The sequence below is a fragment of the Thainema salinarum CENA647 genome, assembly GCF_057732415.1.
In genome coordinates, this window is sequence record NZ_JBYJZJ010000027.1 from 1 (window position 1) to 16433 (window position 16433).

Below are 16433 nucleotides of genomic sequence, written 5' to 3' on the forward strand. Positions count from 1 at the left end.
TGGCACTGACATAAGCCGTATCAAGCTAGCAACTGGCCTTCAAGACGGAGCGAGGTTCCTGCATTCTTGGGAACGGTTTGGGACGGCGCTTTACAACTCGGGGTTCTGAAACGGTTGGGCTCGAAACGGAATCACGAACTCTCGCACCAACGTTCAACAAGGCCTGGCAGCCTCGCCGTCGTTCGGATGGAGCTAGATGCAGCAACTCAGGCCGGAAGTGATTGAACTGTTGCCGAGCACCTTGTAGAGAGACTCGCAACACCCCGACCTCGCTCGTCGGCTGTCGCCTCCCACATCAGGGTGCGAAGCAGATTGTAGGCCAACAGATGCACCCGAAAGGGTTCTGCTCACCATGGTGGGTGTTTTGGCAGCAATCATCTCCATGGCTAAGGTGGTTTTGAGATGCCGGAGATTAGCTTCGGCGGCCTGCCAGCGGAGCTGATAGAGTTCGGCAAGTTTAGCTTCGGCGATAGCGGTTGGGATCGAGTAGCACGTCGTTACCACCACAAAGTTGGTCGGGCGAAACCCAGGAACCTGAATGAAGAGATACACTTCCCGCACCTCAATGGATGCCGCCAGAGCCTCGAACTCCTGCGGCTTGAGGGCTTGAGGGCATTGCTTCGGGCGCTGCCAGCGGACGATGTGATCGCCAATGCCCAGTTTTTTGCCCCGTCTGAAATCGCAGCGGCGCTGATGATGCTTGCGAAAGACAGCATCGGCTCCCATCCGGGCGACCCGAGGCCAAATCTACATAGGTGCCATAGGCTGAATCGGCCACGACCACATCCTCGGGCGCAGTTTCTGATAGAGTTGGCGGGGCTAGACGCCATTCACTCACCCGCAACGGAGCCATCGCCACGGCCATAACCGCTCCCGTGGTGACACAAAACCACACTTGGAGTTTGAGAATCGGAAAGCCGCAGCCCTCTGATTGCTGTGTTGAGGATACTCGGCTTGGTTGGCCTGCGTGTCACTCATCAAGACCGTCGTCGCATCAAAGGCTTTAACCGGACGGCCACACCAGCGTTGCTCTGGGGAGACTTGGCGCTGCAACGCCCTCACCACCCGCTCGAACAGGGGCGGAAATATCGACTCGGGAAGGCGTTTTGACGATAGCCCCCGGTATCGGCTGAGGGCACCTCCAACGACACGCTCATCCAGGTCACCACTCGCTTGACTGCATGGCTGAGACTGCTGTCGGCATCCAGCACTTGGGAGAGCCAACTCCACAGGACGACCATGGGAGTGTAGAGGACTTGTCGATATCGGATTCCCTGCTCGCTCAGCACAGTTTCAATCTCTGCTTCCGGCAGCATCTCAGCAAAGGGTAGACCGACGCCGCTCTGATAGTTGGCCTTGAGAACGTCCGCACGATTCGGCATCATAGAGGCAAGGTTATGGGCTTCAACGGTTTGATTCTGACAAATCAGGCGCTTGAAGCCTTTTTTGCTCTCTTATGTCAGTGCCATTCGGATTGAGTCGATTAAACAACTAAAGGCACTCAATCCCCAAGTCAAAGTCATCCAGCGTGCGGATTGCCCATTAACCATCAGCCAGCCTTAACCGCAGGTGCAACTGGTCTCCTAGTAGAGCCTAGTTCCACCCAAGTTTGTGTTGAGTAGAATTGAGGCAGAGAGTTCAGCAGGCCAAAGCCGATGGCTCAGCAACGACGCAAGCGTGGCACAGCAGGCGATAGCTCATTGTCTGCCCATTGCAGACGACCTTGACTACGAGGTCTTAGTAGAAGACCGGGAAGCCTTTCGCCAGTATCTCAACGAGCAGATTACGACCTGGGTCGTTTCCCAACGGGATTGAGGCAGGCTATCGCTTTCACGGATGGGTCGAGTCCTCTCGTCAACAGCTCAAGACCCGGCGGATTTTGCTGCCGAGTACCGGAGAGGCTTATCAACTGCGTCCCGATTTGGTGATGCCGTACATGAGCGAGACGGCGGAGATGGCCGACAGCGTCTGATCAAGAAAGCATGGCCTGTCGTATGAGGGGATTGCCGACGTGCTGGGCCGTTCTGAGATGCACTGGTATCGGCTCTGTCAGTCGTTCGGTCGAGCCTCGATTGTGGGCAGTACCCCTCAAAGGGAAACGGCGCTCCCCCCATCTAGTTGCCGATGAGAAGCATTGTGATTGGCACGGGCAGCGAGTCTATCTGGCAGTGACAGCGGCGCAAGGGTGCGTCCTGGGAGCCAGTCTCAGTGCCAATGCGGGTCAGGATGGATTAACCGCAGCCTATGGGGTATTCCAGCAGGAAGCTGCCCATCATGTTCCCGACTATGCGCCCGAGACGGTGACGACTGATGGTTGGGAGGCCACCCGAGCCGCTTGGGAGGAGCTATTCCCTGGCCTGGTCTGGATTCTGTGCTTCCTGCATGAGGTGATTAAAATTCGCGATGGGTGCCGCTCTAAACCAGTCCTGGGTCAGCAACTAGCCGACAAGCTTTGGCATCTGTATCGGGGCCAGAGCAAACGTCACTTTGCTCAACGGTTGCGTCGGTTGCTGGAGTGGGTGAACACCCACGCGTTGCCCCAGGCCATTGACGCTCGCTTGCGACGCCTCAACGACAAATCTCACGTCTTCCAACGCGCCTTTGACTTCCCTGACGCCTATCGCACCAGCAATCAGGTTGACCGTCCGATGAACTATCTTGACCGCATCTTGTATGCCATGCAAGATTTTCATGGATTCTGGGACTGGCGGAACAGTCGGTGCGCTCGATGGCCTTACTCGGAACTTCCATCCCTTTTGTCGCAAGACTCGCAAAGCAATGGGCGGGTGCTTATGCCCCTTTGAGCAACTGAACGGCTTCCGCTATCACGACAACTGGGTTCGCAATTGGCTGATTGCCTCATCGTTGAATGGCAGAAGACCATTGCTCAGGAACGCTGACACAAAATAAGTTGGACGTAGGAATAAGCCTTATCCACTCGATACGCTCTTGCAGCATGTTGCTGATTTGGTAGAATTTGATGCTCCTTCTCAAACTGTTGATTAAGATAGAATTTGGCCCACTCTTAGTATCATGCACATGAGATGGGCGATCTTCTCTACAGGTAATTTGGGATGTACTTCAACCTGCATGGGAGTGGGCTAAACAGTATCAGGATTTAGCTGTCTTTTTCCTGGGTGGTGGAATTGGTATTCTGGGTTGGCTTAGTCAAGGTTTTTTGAAACAGTTGCGTCGAGGAGCCAGAAAGCTACTCGTTCCTGATTCTGAACCGTTCCAGGTGATTCCGCCTCATACGGCAACTGTACTGCAAGAGTTAATGCCTTCACCCCAATTAGAAACAGACCCATTGGCTGACTTTAATATTCCTTATCAGCAACGTCAGGAAGGCATTGGTCAACGGAGAGAACTTGAAGATCGTCTAAATGAGACTGGTTGCTTACTCATCTGGAGGTCGGACAGGATTGGGCAAAACCCGTGAGGCTGCGGAATTAGCCAAAGTTCTAAATAACGAAGGTTGGACAATCTTAAGCTGGCGCGACCAGAGGTTTTAGGTACTAGCCTGCCGAAGGAATATTTAGGCAATAAACGTAAGCTATTGCTGTTTTTGGATGATCTAAATCAAGCTATGTATCGGGGACGAATGACAGAACCCCAAGATGGAGACTATGAGCTAGCTCCAATTCTCAAAATGTCTTTGCAAGAACGTTTGCAGCGTGCTTGAGTTTTTAGAGGCAGAATGTCGTCCCTCAGAAATTCGCGTGATTGCCACAGCACGGTAATGAATTGGCATCGGAGAATCCAGAGCAGCCTAGTGAGTGGGAAAAACTGAGGCGTTAAGCAACATCGTGATTTCTGGAACCGTTTTATAGTGTACAAATTGCCTGATCCAGAAGATGCTGCAATTTGTAATACGCTAGTCGAAACGGTTGCTTATGCCCGAATCAAAGCTGAAGCTGACAACTTTGCTCAAATCGCTGCGCAGAGTGATCAGGGTTCCAAATATTGTAGAAAATTTGGTACGTATTCGCAACCGCAACCTGCAATTAAATATCGATACATTTCTACCGACACTACGCGGGACTTGGGAAGCTCGTTATCAAGCGGTCTGTAAACAGTTTCCGTCTGCTTATTACCTCTATGATGCAATAGATTTACTGCAACAAATTAATGCTCCGCTGTTTCCCCAACTTGTGCTAGCTATTGCACGAATGCTGATGGCAAAAGCCGGTTGGCAAAAGATTTGGCATCGTTGGCGATTATCCCATACCTTGTTCAAGTTGCAACAGCTTGAGTTTGTTCTTCAACCGCGTGATGGTCAAATTGAAGCCAAAGGATATCGATTAAATGTAGCTGACTATGTGCTTGAGTTAATACCTATTTTCGAAGCTCAGACCAAACAGGGCTATGATTTATTCTCTATTGCGTGGCTAAGCTTAGGTGGTGCATTGGATAAATTTGACCATGATGTAGAAGCTCTTGCAGCCTATGATGCAGCACTCGCCATTGAACCCAATCTTGATGTCGCTCTTTTTCGTAAAAGTTTTGTCCTACAGCAACTAGAACGACATGAAGATGCTATTGCAACTTATGATTTAGCTTTAGAGATTAATCCAAATGACGATTTGGTGCTTTGCATGAAGGGAATCGCACTGAAAGAGCTAGAACGATATGACGAAGCCCTTGAGACCTATAGTTTAGCGCAAGTTGTTGAACCCAAAAGTCTTCGGGCGCTTTATGGCAAAGCGATGATATATTCCGAACTTAAACAATATGAGGAAGCTATCGCGGCTTATGATGCAGTGTTAGCCATTGACCCAAATGATTCTGGCGCGTTTCAAAGTAAAGGTATGGCACTCAGTGATCTTGAGCGACATGAAGAAGCTATCGAAGCGTATGATGCATCGCTAAAAGTTAATCCAAATGATCCGCTAACGCTTTTTTTCAAAGGCGCTTCGCTCAGTGAGTTAGAGTCCTATGAGGAAGCTATTGCAGCTTATGATGCATCTTTGATTCTCAATCGAGTTGCACCATTGGCTCTTAATCCAGACAATTCTCTAATTTTTCAAGAAAAGTGATGCACTCAGATATCTAAGAGTTATGAAGAAGCTCTGGCAGTTTACTCTATGCTGCATTAGAAACTAACCCAAATGACCTGCAACTCCTCAAAAACAAAGGGTTTGCACTAAATGACTTGGGGAGATACGAAGAGGTCATTGCTGTTTGTGATTTAGTGCTGGCTATTCAGCCAGATGACTATGAAACACTTTTCTTCAAAGGTACTGCTTTAGGATTCTTGGAAAGGTATGAAGAAGCAGTCGCAGCATTTGATGCGGCTTGGACATAAAGCCAACCTCCCAGCAAGCTTTCTCTTGCAAAGGTGTTGTACTCAATGATTTAGGAAAATATGAGGAAGCTATTGCAGCCTATGATGCGCAGCATTAGCAGTTGAACCTGGCAATTGCCAAACGCTATGTAACAAGGGTTTCTCGCTGATCTTCTTACAGCTCTACGAAGATGCAATAATCACTTTTGATACAGCAGTAGTAGTTAATCCCCATTTATCTGAGGCAGTCTATGGCAAAGGTGTTGCACTTAGCAAAATAGAACAATATGACGAAGCGATTAGTTGTTTCAATCGAGCTATATGTATTAATCCTAATGATGCAAGCCTATATTTTCATTTAGCTTGGTGCCATGTTGTAAGAAATGATGTATATTAAGCTTTGTGTAACTTAGAGATTTTATTCAATCTTGACCCAAGAAACAGCACGCGAAGTAGTTACAGCCTCACAAGTTTTTGAGAGTTTGCGTGAACATTCTCAATTCCAAAAGTTAATTGCGTCACCGGAAAGTAAGTCCGATCAGGTAACTCCTGCACGACCCAGAGCGTCGGATACATCAATGGCAACGCCGGAACGGGCATTGCCTTGGCTGTTAGTGCAGGCGGTAAGGGGAACAGGAGGGACATGGAATCGCTACGTCGGCCATCCTGTAACTGGCCCAGAAGATCGAGGACTGAGCAATACCACGTTCAACTATGCTCAGCGATTTGTCCGCATTCCGTCAGTCATCCTCGCTCAACTTGGCGCAAGCAGTTGCCGTGTGCAGCTATACGCTTTATCGGCTTAGCCAGCGTATTGACTTAGACTCAGATTCTAGATTTATCCAGTTGATGCCTCATTAAATCCCATAGACACACTGGAAACTGCTCAACCATCAGCGCAAGACGCTGCACCGTAGTCCGACCCAGTACTGCAACCGCCATCAGAATTGGCATCATTGGATGCTCTAGACGGGTTGACGAGCATTTAGAAACGGTGCTGCTGCAAATCGGCTATCTATATCCTCTGTGCAGCTCATAGCCGTACTCCTCAGCAAGTTCCGCGCATGTTTAACCGCGCCGCAGCTGTCTCCAACTGAACTCTCTATGCTGCGTGGTACATTAAGCCAATATGGGTGAAGCGATCTGACTTACCGAGTTGATCTATTGACTTAATTTTGAGCTTGATTTCCCTGGCCGTCGTTGGCGACCCAGTTCACAACATGGCGCCAATGCTGCACACGGACAGACCCACGCTGACAGCCCGACTGTGGCCTAGTCCGAGTTCAACGCCGTAGTTGCACAATCCTCCCACCATTAAGAAGGGCTCGATGCTGAAACAGCGACGCATAATACGCTTTGCGCGATTCCCAACCCTTGCGGGTGCGCTCCAGTTCTTGCTTTTGAGATGCAACACCTTTGTCGGCGTAGTTAAACGAGCGGTTGAGCTGCTCCGATTACCCATTCGCTGACGGGCGATTAATCCCAGTAGAGCTGCTAACGTACCAGAGAACTGCCCCTGCCACTGTTGCAGCACTAATCGAAAATCGAGCTGGAAGACAGTTCAGTCAGCATCGTTAGGCAAAAAACGTAACACTTGCTTACTAGTGTTTTAGCAGATTCTTGGTCCATGTGATACTGGCTCTGGTCATAAAGCTGGGAATTCTAGTCCTGAGGAATTTGATCCTTTGTGTCAGCTGCTCATCAGGCAAAAAATCAGCAGTAGCATGAGATCAACAGGTTTGATACTAAATCCGCTTGTAAATATCAGTTTGGAGTTTCAACAGCCGGATTTAGACTGAGCAGCCAATTGGAGCTTGAACTATAGGGACTCGCTATGTCTGGTTCTCTCTACCGCTTGTCCATCTAGCCGACATCAAGATGCCAAAACGACGACCGCTCCTTGCCATACCTGTGGTGGATGGCAATCCCGCCATTATGTATGCCAGTACGCTATGGCACGCCAGCAAAAGTGATTCGATCATTGAACCGTCTTCTGGAAACCTTTGCTCAAGAGCGACAGACATCGGGCGAGTATTGCGATACGCCGAAATGTTTGCTGGCTCAGGTGACTCGTGCGCTTCGGGTTTGAGTTGCGTACACTGACTTTCGAAGCTCGAAGTCGGTTTAGCTTGCTACAGCAAGCGGCCATTCTGTCAAATTCGGCCAGATTGCTCAGTGCGAGTTTGGCAGCCGTCGGAAGCTTATCGTCGGAATCCAGATTTAGGACTCGAAGCCTGCACGGATATTACTGATCAGTACTGAATACCGCCCCAATGGAGCTTGGTTCGTATAGCTGGTGTCTGTGATATCTGCGATCGCAAATGCTACCGCTCTTTTGAATAGCTGGTGAATTAGAATCGATCCGCGCATCAGGCCGCCCCGCCGGGCTCGGCCTGTTCATAATCAATCTGAGATTGCTGTAGGTACGTATTCTCTATATTGCGATCGCACTCCTCCAGCTAGCCAGCCAAAAGTATCGTGTTATCGTGTCGCGATGTCATGAAGTGGGCCCCAGAGCTCGATTCGTTTTTTAAGTCGGTAGCGTCAGCGATGACTGGAGCTTAAAGGCTCGTTAGCTTGGAGTCATTGCCTGGACTTTAAGAGCTTCTGCATCAGCGGCATAAATGCGAAGACTTTTCGGACAGGGATATCTGACGTTCTGCTGAGGCTGTCTTACGGATGTCTGCTACACTGATCACAACAAAGGACGTAGCGAGGGATCGCTTTGCCATGACGGGATTGAAAGAACCTGCTGCCGTAGCACCATCAATTTGGTCTGCCGATTTTAGCCGCTTGGGTGAAGCGACTAAAGCGGTCGATAAAGCCGGAGCGGACTGGCTTCACGTCGACGTGATGGATGGCCGTTCGTGCCCAATGTTACGATTGGGCCACTGATCGTTGACGCTATTCGTCCGATGACGGAAAAGCCGCCTGACGTTCACCTGATGACTGTTGAGCCTGAGAAGTACGTCGACAATCTCTGAAGGCAGGCGCGGATATTATCTCCGTTCATGCTGAGCACAACGCATCTCCTCACGGGCATTGTACCCTTGGTCATATCCGAGAGTGCGGTAAGCAAGCTGGTGTCAGTGCTGGATTCCGGCTACTCCACTTGATCTGATTGAGCACGCACTAGATCTGTGCCACTGATCTGGATCATGAGCGTTAACCCCGGTCTTGGTGGTCAAAGCTTCATTCCTGGCGTGGTTCCCAAGATCCGCAAGCTAGCGTCAAATGTGCGATGAGTGCGGTCTCGAGCCTTGGATCCAGGTCGATGGCGGTCTGAAGCCTGCCAATACTTGGCAAGTGTGAGCTGGCGTCAAATGCGATTGTGGCTGGTTCTGCGGTCTTCAAAGCAGATGACTATGCTTCGGCAATTGAAGGCATTCGCAACAGCAAGCCGATCTGAGCCTGCACTGGCTACTGTATAGCCTTCGTTTCATCCAAGATGGGCCACCGTAAGCGTGGCCCATCTTTTTTGCTTTTTAGGGTTTTTGGTTATGCTTTATCAATCACGTTCTTGAAGCCGTCTTTGATGTTTTCCTTCTGGTGCTGGACGGCTGCCTCGAGTTTGTTTGGCTTTTCCTTCAGCTTTAGCTTCCGGAGCACCGGTTACGTCACCGATGGCTTCTTGAGCTTTACCCTCGATATCCTTTAGCCGTTGCTTTTCTAACCGTTCTTCATGCACGCGGTATGATTAGAATCCTTTTACTAACTTTACGAGCTGCGCGATTTAAGGCATTTGCTTGAACTAAAAAGGAAGTGCGATTGCACTTCCTTTTCATGGGTTTAGATCAAGCCATCGATCGCCAAAGGAGATAGCGAATGACACGTTGCCGATAGACTCTTTCATGTTGTCTTTGATATTTTCTTTTTGCCGTCGAGCAGCCGCTGCAACCTAGCTTGGCCTTACCTTCAGCCTTAGCTTGAGGATCGCCAGTCATTTCGCCAACAGCGTCTTGAGCTTTACCTTTATATTTGTTAGCGGTTGCTTCTACCCGATCTTCTATAGCGGTAATTAAGTCCTTTTTGATGATCGGAAAATGCTGCTTTTGCTAGCTGAGACCAGCTTTTAAGCAATATCGAGTCTTCCCGAGATCCCGACTTGATAGTGTTCGTGTCTTAAGAAAAGGAAAATAAAATCGATATCCGCTCCAAGATGCAGCTTGTCCTGTATCCGAAGACTTGCGCAACCTACGTTTCCCTATTCTGATTGATGCCTAACGACTCCTAGCTTGCTGTTGCGATCGCACCCTTGCTCCCCTCTACAGCCTCAAAACCCCTGTACGACCTCTCCCCCTCCCCCAAAAATCGCGCTAGTCTGTTATAAATGCGCTTCACCTATAGATTGAGTCAGCTTAAACTATGTCTTACTGGTTCTGGGATACAGAAAAGTACGGTCATAAGTCTTCTGAGCTAGCGGGTGCACAAGCCCCATTGCAGTCCCGATCGTCCTGGATCAGGCTGAGCATATTGCACTCGATCTCGATTTAGACGGTCCCAGAACCAGTCCTACGATGGCGTTTGCAAAATCCGCATTAAACCAGTGCGCGATGGTGTTGATGCTGACCCTGGATGCTACGAACTTAGGCATCAAAGCGGTCTGGAGTCGGCAGCGCTGCACAAGAATTTGACTACGACGGTGAGCAGCTTCTCGTGCGAATTGAAAAAGCCGACGGAAGCGGGTACGACGATTACGCTCATAATTGACCATCGGGTTGAGCAGCCAGAGCGCGGCATTTACTCTATTGCGCCGGACAAGCGCTGTCCCGATAAGCCTGTGCAAGTATGGACGCAGGGCGAAGTACGAAGATTCCCGCTTCTGGTTTCCCTGCTTTGACTATCCGGGGCAGCTAGCTACGTCTGAGATCCGAGTGCGGGTGCCTAAAGATTACATGGCTGTTGGGTGCTGATGAGTTCGCGTAACAGGACGCGATTAACCTTAGCAATACGCAACTGAACGAAGTACAGGCACAACAACATAACCAAAAACCCTAGAACAAAAAAAATATGGGCCACCTTACGGTGGCCCATCTTTTTAATGAAACGAAGGCTATACAGTATGCCAGTTCAGGCCCAGATCGCTTGCTGCTGCGAATGCCTTCAATGGCCGAAGCATAGCCATCTGCTTTGAAGACCGCAGAACCAGCCACGATCGTCATTTGCGCCAGCTTCTAGCACTTGCCAAGTATCGGCAGGCCTCACGGCCGCCATCGACCTCAATCCAAGGATCGCGACCGCGCTCATCGCAGCATTTGACGCAGCCTACGGTATCTTTGGCAACTATGTCAGGAACGAAGCTTTGACCACCAAAACCGGGGTTAACGCTCACGATCAGATCAGGTCGCACAGATCCAGTGACGTACTGCAATCAGATCAAGTGGAGTAGCCGGAGTCAGCACAACGCCGGCTCTGCTTACCGCACTCTCGGATTTGACCAAGGGTGACGAGGCAAGTGAGGAGCTGCGTTGTGTTCAGCATGAACGGAGATAATGTCCGCGCCTGCCTTGGCGGAATCTTCAACGTACTGGCTCAGGCTCAGCAATCATCAGGTGAACGTCGAGCGGCTTTTCCGTCATCGGACGAATCGCGTCGACGATCAGCGGCCCGACTCGATATTGGCACGAAACGGCCATCCATCACGTCGACGTGAAGCCAGTCCGCTCCGGCTTTATCAACCGCTTTAATCTCTTCACCCAAGCGGCCAAAATCGGCAGATAAAATTGATGGTGATACAACAACAGGTTTCTTCGATCCCGTCATGGCAAAGCGATCCCTCCTACGTCCTTTGTTGTGATCAGTGTAACAAACTTCCGTAACAATAACCCATCAGCAGAACGTAGGGAGCTTGCTATACCCGAAAGCTTTATTTATGCCGCTGATGCAGAAGCTTTCTTAAAGTTCAGGCAAACTCTATACTAACGAGCCTTAGTTCAGTCATCGCTGACACTACCGAATTAAGAAACGAATCAAGCTCTGGGGCCCACTTCAGACATCGCGACACTATGACATCAACACTTTTGGCTGGTGAGCTGGAGGAGTGCGATCGCAGTATAGAGAATACGTACCTACAGCAATCAGCAATCGATGCTGCACAGAGCCGCCCCGGCGGGGCGGCCTGTTCATAATCGGCTTAATTCACCAGCTATCCAATAGAGCTGTAGCATTTGCGATCAGCAGATTCACAAACGCCAGCTATATCTGGCCAACTCCTCTGTCGGAGCAGTTCAGCAACCGATGAGGCAATCAGCCGTACAGGCTTGCGAGCCCTAGATCTGGATTCTGACGATAAGCTTCCGTTGGCCGCCAAGCTCGCACTGAGAAATTGCTCAGTGATAGAGACACGCCGCGCTGCTGTAATAAGTTAAACCGACTTTGAGGTTCGAAGTCGTCCTCGCAGAACTCAAACCCGAGGCGCACGAGCAGCTGAGCCAGCAGACAGTTGCGCATCGCAGTACTCGCACCGACTGTCTCTCGCTCTTGAGCAAAGGTCCCTAGAAAACGGTCCAATGATCGAATTATTTTTGCTGGCGTGCCATTGCGACTGGCATACATAGATGGCGGGATTGCCATCCACCGCAATATGGCAAGGAGTGGTCGTCGTTTTGGCATCTTGAGTCGGTAGTGAACAAGCGGTAGGAGAATTAGACATGGTGAGTCCCGATAGGTCATGCTCCAATTGGCTGATCAGTCTAAAGGCAGCGTGTGGAATCCCGAACTGATGTTTACAAGCGGATTTAGTATCAAACCTGTTGAGGCGTCATGCTACTGCTGAGCTTTTGTCTGATGAAGCAGCTGGCACAAAGGACTAAATTCGTCGGGACGTAGAATCACCCAACTCCATGACCAGAGCCAGTATCGCATTGACCGATAATTTGTTAGCAACAGTAGAAGCTGTGTTACGCTCTGTGCCCAACGATGCTGACTGAACTGTTTCCATTTCGCTTGTCGGCTAGTTGCTGCAACAGCGGCAGGGGCAGTTCTCTGGTCGTTAGCGCTCTACTTGGGATTTTCGCCCGTCAGCGGATGGGCAATGAGCAGCTCAACCGCTGGTTTAACTACGCCGAGCAATTTCTGTATATCTCAAAAGAAGAACCGGAGCGCAGCCGCAAGGGCTGGGCCTCGCGCAATGCGTTTTATGCGTCGCTGTTTAGCATTGTGCCCTCCCTAATGGTGGGAGGATCGTGCAACTACGGCGTTGAACTCGGGCTAGGCCACAGTTGGGCTGTCAGCGTGGGTATTATTGTGTGCATGATTGGCGGCATTTATGAACTCGGTTGCCGAGACGGCCAGGGAAATTACCCCAAAATTTAGGTCAATAGATCAACTCGGTAAATCCGATCTGCTCGGCCGATCCGATTTGGCTTAATATACCGCGCAGCATCGAGAGTTCAGCTGGAGACAGCTGAGCGCGGTTAAACATGCGCCGGAACGTCTCCACACGGCTATGCGCCGCATGAGGATACAGCTAGCCGATTTGCAGCAGCACCGTTTCTAAATGCTGGCAGAAACCGTGCCAGAGCATCCAATGATGCCAATTCTGATGGCGGCTGATACTGGTCTGGACTGCGGTGAGCGTCTTGCGCTGATGGTCGAGCAGTTTTCAGTGTGTCTATGGGATTTAATGAGGCATCAACGGCCAAATCTGAATCTGAATCTAATCAGTACGCTGGCTGAGCCGATAAAGCGTATAGCTGCACACGGCAACTGCTTGCGCCAAATTGAGCGAGGGATGCTCATCACTCGACGGAATGCGGACAAACCAGCTGAGCATAGGTCAATCCGGTCTATACGACAGGCCATCGCTCTTCTGGGCGAAACAGGATGGCCGACGTTGTCGGTCTCATGTCCCTCCTGTTCCCCTTGCCCCGCTCTCCCTGCTCTAACGGCCAAGGCAATGCCCGTTCCGGCGTTTCGCAGTTGATGTATCCAGCGCTCTGGGCCGTGCAGTAGCTGCGATCGCACGCTGACAACCCGCCGGCGCCTCTCGGCATCGTTTCGACGAGCAGCGCCGCTTCGAGCCCATCCGCTGCATGAAGCGCCATCTGACGCGCTTGATCACCCAGCACCTCACAATGGGGCTGCACAATGGCCAAATTGCGGAGGCCAAAATTTTTCAGTTACTCGTGCGATCGCGCCCACATTTAGCGCACCCGCTGGTTCAACTAGAACGATGCGGATGTGCGTTTAAAGCAGCTAAAAAAGTCAAAACAAACGGGTCGGGGTTCTTAAACAGAACTTGATCACAATCGCTATGCGCGTCGGTTAAGTACGGTTATGCGGGGTGCTGCAAAAGCCCACATAACCGTTGTTGCAATGAACGTGGTTGAAAATCGCTATAGTATCAAGCCTGGTGTGAAAACCTATCGACTTATGGCTGTGAAACGTTGGCTGCGCCATCGGCTTTCACAACCATAAATTAGGTTCTTATACACAGACTTAATATAAAAACAATTTGACGAGTTTGAGATTAAGTAGAGCGGGGTTGAAAAAAGAAGGTATGTGAAGTTGAATAAAGGGGAATGGCACTGACATAAGAGAGCAAAAAAGGCTTCAAGCGCCTGATTTGTCAGAATCAAACCGTTGAAGCCCATAACCTTGCCTCTATGATGCCGAATCGTGCGGACGTTCTCAAGGCCAACTATCAGAGCAGCATCGGTCTACCCTTTGCTGAGATGCTGCCGGAAGCAGAGATTGAAACTGTGCTGAGCGAGCAGGGAATCCGATATCGACAAGTCCTCTACACTCCCATGGTCGTCCTGTGGAGTTGGCTCTCCCAAGTGCTGGATGCCGACAGCAGTCTCAGCCATGCAGTCAAGCGAGTGGTGACCTGGATGAGCGTGTCGGGATTGGAGGTGCCCTCAGCCGATACCGGGGGCTATAGTAAAGCACGAAAACGCCTTCCCGAGTCGATATTTCCGCCCCTGTTCGAGCGGGTGGTGAGGGCGTTGCAGCGCCAAGTCTCCCCAGAGCAACGCTGGTGTGGCCGTCCGGTTAAAGCCTTTGATGCGACGACGGTCTTGATGAGTGACACGCAGGCCAACCAAGCCGAGTATCCTCAACACAGCAATCAGAAAGAGGGCTGCGGCTTTCCGATTCTCAAACTCCAAGTGTGGTTTTGTGTCACCACGGGAGCGGTTATGGCCGTGGCGATGGCTCCGTTGCGGGTGAGTGAATGGCGTCTAGCCCGCCAACTCTATCAGAAACTGCGCCCCGAGGATGTGGTGGTGGCCGATTCAGCCTATGGCACCTATGTAGATTTGGCCTGGGTCGCCCGGATGGGAGCCGATGCTGTCTTTCGCAAGCATCATCAGCGCCGCTGCGATTTCAGACGGGGCAAAAAACTGGGCATTGGCGATCACATCGTCCGCTGGCAGCGCCCGAAGCAATGCCCTCAAGCCCTCAAACCGCAGGAGTTCGAGGCTCTGGCGGCATCCATTGAGGTGCGGGAAGTGTATCTCTTCATTCAGGTTCCTGGGTTTCGCCCGACCAACTTTGTGGTGGTAACGACGCTACTCGATCCCAACCGCTATCCCAAAGCTAAACTTGCCGAACTCTATCAGCTCCGCTGGCAGGCCGCCGAAGTTAATCTCCGGCATCTCAAAACCACCTTAGCCATGGAGATGATTGCTGCCAAAACACCCACCATGGTGAGCAAAAGTATTTGGGTGCATCTGTTGGCCTACAATCTGCTTCGCACCCTGATGTGGGAGGCGACAGCCGACGGCGAGGTCGGGGTGTTGCGAGTCTCTCTACAAGGTGCTCGGCAACAGTTCAATCACTTCCGGCCTGAGTTGCTGCATCTAGCTCCATCCGAACGACGGCGAGGCTACCAGGCCTTGTTAAACGTGGTGCGAGAGTTGGTGATTCCGTTTCGACCCAACCGTTCAGAACCCCGAGTTGTAAAGCGCCGTCCCAAACCGTTCCCAAGAATGCAGGAACCTCGCTCCGTCTTGAAAGCCAGGTTGCTAGCTTGATACAGCTTATGTCAGTGCCATTCGGCTAAAGGGACTCACTGCCAGTAGGAGATCAGGAGCAATGGGAGCGCGCTTACGAGTCTTTTTGACAGGGGCAGAAGACCGTACCCTCTTTGAGTTACGCACCGCCACAACCGTGCCGCAACGAGTGAAAGACCGAGCAGAAGTGATTCGGATGAGTCACCAAGGGCTGTATGTTGAGCAGATTGCCCGGTTCTTCGGGTGGAGAGAGCGAACGGTCAGAGAAACGCTGCATCGCTGGCAAGAGGGTGGATTAGGAGGACTCTGGGATGCACCGCGACCGGGAGCGCAACCACGTTGGCAACCGGAAGATATGGAGTATCTGGAAACATGTCTACGCCAGGAGCAACGAACTTATAACAGCCGTCAGTTAGCGCGAAAGCTGGAAGAGGAGAGACATATCAAGTTAAGTGCGGCCCATCTGCGGGACGTACTCAAAAAAAGGGAATCATTTGGAAGCGCACTCGACACAGCCACCGAGGGAAACAAGACCCAGTTGAGAAAGCCCAGAAGGTAGCGGATTTGGAGATGTTGCAATGGGCGGCCGCCAGTGGAGAGATTGACCTCTCCTATCTTGACGAGGCAGGCTTTTGTCTCTGGATGCCCGTCAGCTACAGCTACTTTTTCGAAGGCGAGCAAAAGCGACTGGAGCAGACTCACCGCAAGGGCAGGCGACTGAGCATCCTCGGTCTGCTCCAACCGTTCGTGAGTTTCGCGTATGGATTGGTGATTGGCAGCTTCAACGCCGAGCGCTACATCCGGCTAATGGATGAGCAAGCCCGTCAGGCCAAGCCCCGGTTTAAGGCCAATGGATGCATTCGAGTCATTGTTCAAGATAACAGCCCCATTCATACCAGTCGAGCTGTGCAAGACAAATGGGCAGACTGGCAAGCTCAGGGACTTTACCTGTTCTTCTTACCCAAATATTGCTCGGAGCTCAATCCGATTGAACCCGAGTGGCATCAGGTGAAAACCCATGAGTTAAATGGGCAGATGTTTGAAGATGAATTGGATTTAGCCTATGCCGTTATCGACGGCTTTGAGGCGAGAGCTGAAAAAGCGGGATACTCCGTCGAGCGATTTCGATTTCCGTCTCAACTCGCTTCTTCATCATCTGTTATATAGATGCGCGTTTTTACCTTTACCTACTT

The 16433-nt window shown here is 51.0% G+C and carries 26 protein-coding genes and 3 pseudogenes; 16 read left to right on the top strand and 13 right to left on the bottom strand.

Going from position 1 to position 16433, the window contains the following annotated elements:
- Positions 1 to 192: 192 nt before the first annotated feature.
- The 3 genes from AC286M_RS35525 to AC286M_RS35535 all read right to left on the bottom strand — a co-directional run bounded on the left by AC286M_RS35525 (position 193) and on the right by AC286M_RS35535 (position 1385).
- Positions 193 to 726 carry a hypothetical protein gene (locus AC286M_RS35525; protein WP_488208955.1) on the bottom strand — a complete coding sequence of 178 codons (534 nt, stop codon included), beginning with the start codon at positions 724 to 726 and terminating at the stop codon, positions 193 to 195.
- A 108-nt stretch (positions 727 to 834) separates the two neighbouring features.
- On the bottom strand, positions 835 to 1053 hold the full coding sequence (locus AC286M_RS35530; RefSeq protein WP_488208956.1) for a hypothetical protein: 219 nt from the start codon (positions 1051 to 1053) through the stop codon (positions 835 to 837).
- Between the two features lie 5 nt (positions 1054 to 1058).
- Positions 1059 to 1385 (bottom strand): hypothetical protein, encoded by a 327-nt coding sequence (locus AC286M_RS35535; RefSeq protein ID WP_488208957.1) that lies wholly within the window; start codon positions 1383 to 1385, stop codon positions 1059 to 1061.
- A gap of 229 nt (positions 1386 to 1614) precedes the next feature.
- Here AC286M_RS35535 and AC286M_RS35540 point away from each other — a divergent pair, with 229 nt between their 5' ends.
- From AC286M_RS35540 to AC286M_RS35570, 7 genes are all read left to right on the top strand, one after another.
- The gene (locus AC286M_RS35540) at positions 1615 to 1815 is read left to right on the top strand and encodes a hypothetical protein (RefSeq protein WP_488208958.1); all 201 of its coding nucleotides are present in this window, start codon (positions 1615 to 1617) and stop codon (positions 1813 to 1815) included.
- Positions 1816 to 2168: 353 nt separating this feature from the next.
- Positions 2169 to 2804: a hypothetical protein gene (locus AC286M_RS35545; protein ID WP_488208959.1), complete on the top strand. Its 636-nt coding sequence runs from the start codon at positions 2169 to 2171 to the stop codon at positions 2802 to 2804.
- Between the two features lie 671 nt (positions 2805 to 3475).
- Entirely contained in the window at positions 3476 to 3682 is a 207-nt protein-coding gene (locus AC286M_RS35550) for a hypothetical protein (RefSeq protein ID WP_488208960.1), read from the top strand.
- Positions 3683 to 3893: 211 nt separating this feature from the next.
- The gene (locus tag AC286M_RS35555) at positions 3894 to 5036 is read left to right on the top strand and encodes a tetratricopeptide repeat protein (RefSeq protein ID WP_488208961.1); all 1143 of its coding nucleotides are present in this window, start codon (positions 3894 to 3896) and stop codon (positions 5034 to 5036) included.
- Between the two features lie 116 nt (positions 5037 to 5152).
- Complete coding sequence (locus AC286M_RS35560) at positions 5153 to 5305, top strand: hypothetical protein (protein WP_488208962.1); 153 nt, start codon at positions 5153 to 5155, stop codon at positions 5303 to 5305.
- A 178-nt stretch (positions 5306 to 5483) separates the two neighbouring features.
- Positions 5484 to 5681, top strand: a complete 198-nt coding sequence (locus tag AC286M_RS35565) for a tetratricopeptide repeat protein (RefSeq protein WP_488208974.1) — start codon at positions 5484 to 5486, stop codon at positions 5679 to 5681.
- Between the two features lie 85 nt (positions 5682 to 5766).
- Positions 5767 to 6090 carry an RNA methyltransferase gene (locus AC286M_RS35570; protein WP_488208963.1) on the top strand — a complete coding sequence of 108 codons (324 nt, stop codon included), beginning with the start codon at positions 5767 to 5769 and terminating at the stop codon, positions 6088 to 6090.
- Between the two features lie 19 nt (positions 6091 to 6109).
- On the opposite strand, the gene AC286M_RS35575 is transcribed toward AC286M_RS35570, so the two are convergent.
- Positions 6110 to 6241 (bottom strand): hypothetical protein, encoded by a 132-nt coding sequence (locus AC286M_RS35575; RefSeq protein ID WP_488208964.1) that lies wholly within the window; start codon positions 6239 to 6241, stop codon positions 6110 to 6112.
- A gap of 256 nt (positions 6242 to 6497) precedes the next feature.
- Positions 6498 to 6818 carry a hypothetical protein gene (locus AC286M_RS35580; protein WP_488208965.1) on the bottom strand — a complete coding sequence of 107 codons (321 nt, stop codon included), beginning with the start codon at positions 6816 to 6818 and terminating at the stop codon, positions 6498 to 6500.
- Between the two features lie 1196 nt (positions 6819 to 8014).
- Between AC286M_RS35580 and AC286M_RS35585 the strand changes: the two are divergent.
- From AC286M_RS35585 to AC286M_RS35595, 3 genes and pseudogenes are all read left to right on the top strand, one after another.
- Positions 8015 to 8268: pseudogene (locus AC286M_RS35585) on the top strand (hypothetical protein).
- Between the two features lie 17 nt (positions 8269 to 8285).
- Positions 8286 to 8405 carry a hypothetical protein gene (locus AC286M_RS35590; RefSeq protein WP_488208975.1) on the top strand — a complete coding sequence of 40 codons (120 nt, stop codon included), beginning with the start codon at positions 8286 to 8288 and terminating at the stop codon, positions 8403 to 8405.
- Positions 8406 to 8442: 37 nt separating this feature from the next.
- The gene (locus AC286M_RS35595; RefSeq protein WP_488208976.1) at positions 8443 to 8529 is read left to right on the top strand and encodes a hypothetical protein; all 87 of its coding nucleotides are present in this window, start codon (positions 8443 to 8445) and stop codon (positions 8527 to 8529) included.
- Positions 8530 to 8792: 263 nt separating this feature from the next.
- Here the strand turns inward: AC286M_RS35595 and AC286M_RS35600 are convergent, their stop codons facing one another.
- Both AC286M_RS35600 and AC286M_RS35605 read right to left on the bottom strand, forming a co-directional pair.
- The gene (locus AC286M_RS35600; RefSeq protein ID WP_488208966.1) at positions 8793 to 8972 is read right to left on the bottom strand and encodes a CsbD family protein; all 180 of its coding nucleotides are present in this window, start codon (positions 8970 to 8972) and stop codon (positions 8793 to 8795) included.
- Between the two features lie 106 nt (positions 8973 to 9078).
- Positions 9079 to 9321, bottom strand: a complete 243-nt coding sequence (locus AC286M_RS35605) for a CsbD family protein (protein ID WP_488208977.1) — start codon at positions 9319 to 9321, stop codon at positions 9079 to 9081.
- A gap of 509 nt (positions 9322 to 9830) precedes the next feature.
- Between AC286M_RS35605 and AC286M_RS35610 the strand changes: the two genes are divergently transcribed.
- Both AC286M_RS35610 and AC286M_RS35615 read left to right on the top strand, forming a co-directional pair.
- On the top strand, positions 9831 to 10124 hold the full coding sequence (locus AC286M_RS35610; protein WP_488208979.1) for a hypothetical protein: 294 nt from the start codon (positions 9831 to 9833) through the stop codon (positions 10122 to 10124).
- Positions 10063 to 10197 (top strand): hypothetical protein, encoded by a 135-nt coding sequence (locus tag AC286M_RS35615; protein WP_488208978.1) that lies wholly within the window; start codon positions 10063 to 10065, stop codon positions 10195 to 10197. The genes AC286M_RS35610 and AC286M_RS35615 overlap by 62 nt, the downstream gene beginning before the upstream one ends.
- A 245-nt stretch (positions 10198 to 10442) precedes the next feature.
- Here the strand turns inward: AC286M_RS35615 and AC286M_RS35620 are convergent, their stop codons facing one another.
- The 3 genes and pseudogenes from AC286M_RS35620 to AC286M_RS35630 all read right to left on the bottom strand — a co-directional run.
- A complete protein-coding gene (locus AC286M_RS35620; protein WP_488208967.1) occupies positions 10443 to 10634 on the bottom strand; it encodes a hypothetical protein in 192 nt (63 codons plus the stop codon).
- Between the two features lie 169 nt (positions 10635 to 10803).
- Positions 10804 to 10920 carry a hypothetical protein gene (locus AC286M_RS35625; RefSeq protein WP_488208968.1) on the bottom strand — a complete coding sequence of 39 codons (117 nt, stop codon included), beginning with the start codon at positions 10918 to 10920 and terminating at the stop codon, positions 10804 to 10806.
- A 37-nt stretch (positions 10921 to 10957) separates the two neighbouring features.
- Positions 10958 to 11047, bottom strand: a pseudogene (locus AC286M_RS35630) (ribulose-phosphate 3-epimerase); the annotation flags it as partial.
- Positions 11048 to 11289: 242 nt separating this feature from the next.
- Between AC286M_RS35630 and AC286M_RS35635 the strand changes: the two are divergent.
- Positions 11290 to 11412, top strand: coding sequence for a hypothetical protein (locus AC286M_RS35635; protein ID WP_488208969.1), 123 nt, complete (start codon positions 11290 to 11292; stop codon positions 11410 to 11412).
- Positions 11413 to 11530: 118 nt separating this feature from the next.
- Here AC286M_RS35635 and AC286M_RS35640 read toward each other — a convergent pair whose 3' ends face one another.
- Entirely contained in the window at positions 11531 to 11794 is a 264-nt protein-coding gene (locus AC286M_RS35640) for a hypothetical protein (RefSeq protein ID WP_488208970.1), read from the bottom strand.
- Positions 11795 to 12202: 408 nt separating this feature from the next.
- Between AC286M_RS35640 and AC286M_RS35645 the strand changes: the two genes are divergently transcribed.
- Positions 12203 to 12598: a hypothetical protein gene (locus tag AC286M_RS35645; protein ID WP_488208971.1), complete on the top strand. Its 396-nt coding sequence runs from the start codon at positions 12203 to 12205 to the stop codon at positions 12596 to 12598.
- A gap of 1 nt (position 12599) precedes the next feature.
- On the opposite strand, the gene AC286M_RS35650 is transcribed toward AC286M_RS35645, so the two are convergent.
- Together AC286M_RS35650 and AC286M_RS35655 are read right to left on the bottom strand one after the other, a co-directional pair.
- The gene (locus AC286M_RS35650; protein ID WP_488208972.1) at positions 12600 to 12725 is read right to left on the bottom strand and encodes a hypothetical protein; all 126 of its coding nucleotides are present in this window, start codon (positions 12723 to 12725) and stop codon (positions 12600 to 12602) included.
- Positions 12726 to 13071: 346 nt separating this feature from the next.
- Positions 13072 to 13371, bottom strand: a complete 300-nt coding sequence (locus AC286M_RS35655; RefSeq protein ID WP_488208973.1) for a hypothetical protein — start codon at positions 13369 to 13371, stop codon at positions 13072 to 13074.
- A 474-nt stretch (positions 13372 to 13845) separates the two neighbouring features.
- On the opposite strand from AC286M_RS35655, the gene AC286M_RS35660 reads away from it, so the two are divergent.
- The gene (locus tag AC286M_RS35660; RefSeq protein ID WP_488203605.1) at positions 13846 to 15261 is read left to right on the top strand and encodes an IS4 family transposase; all 1416 of its coding nucleotides are present in this window, start codon (positions 13846 to 13848) and stop codon (positions 15259 to 15261) included.
- A 61-nt stretch (positions 15262 to 15322) separates the two neighbouring features.
- Positions 15323 to 16407: pseudogene (locus tag AC286M_RS35665) on the top strand (IS630 family transposase).
- The last annotated feature ends 26 nt before the right edge of the window (positions 16408 to 16433 follow it).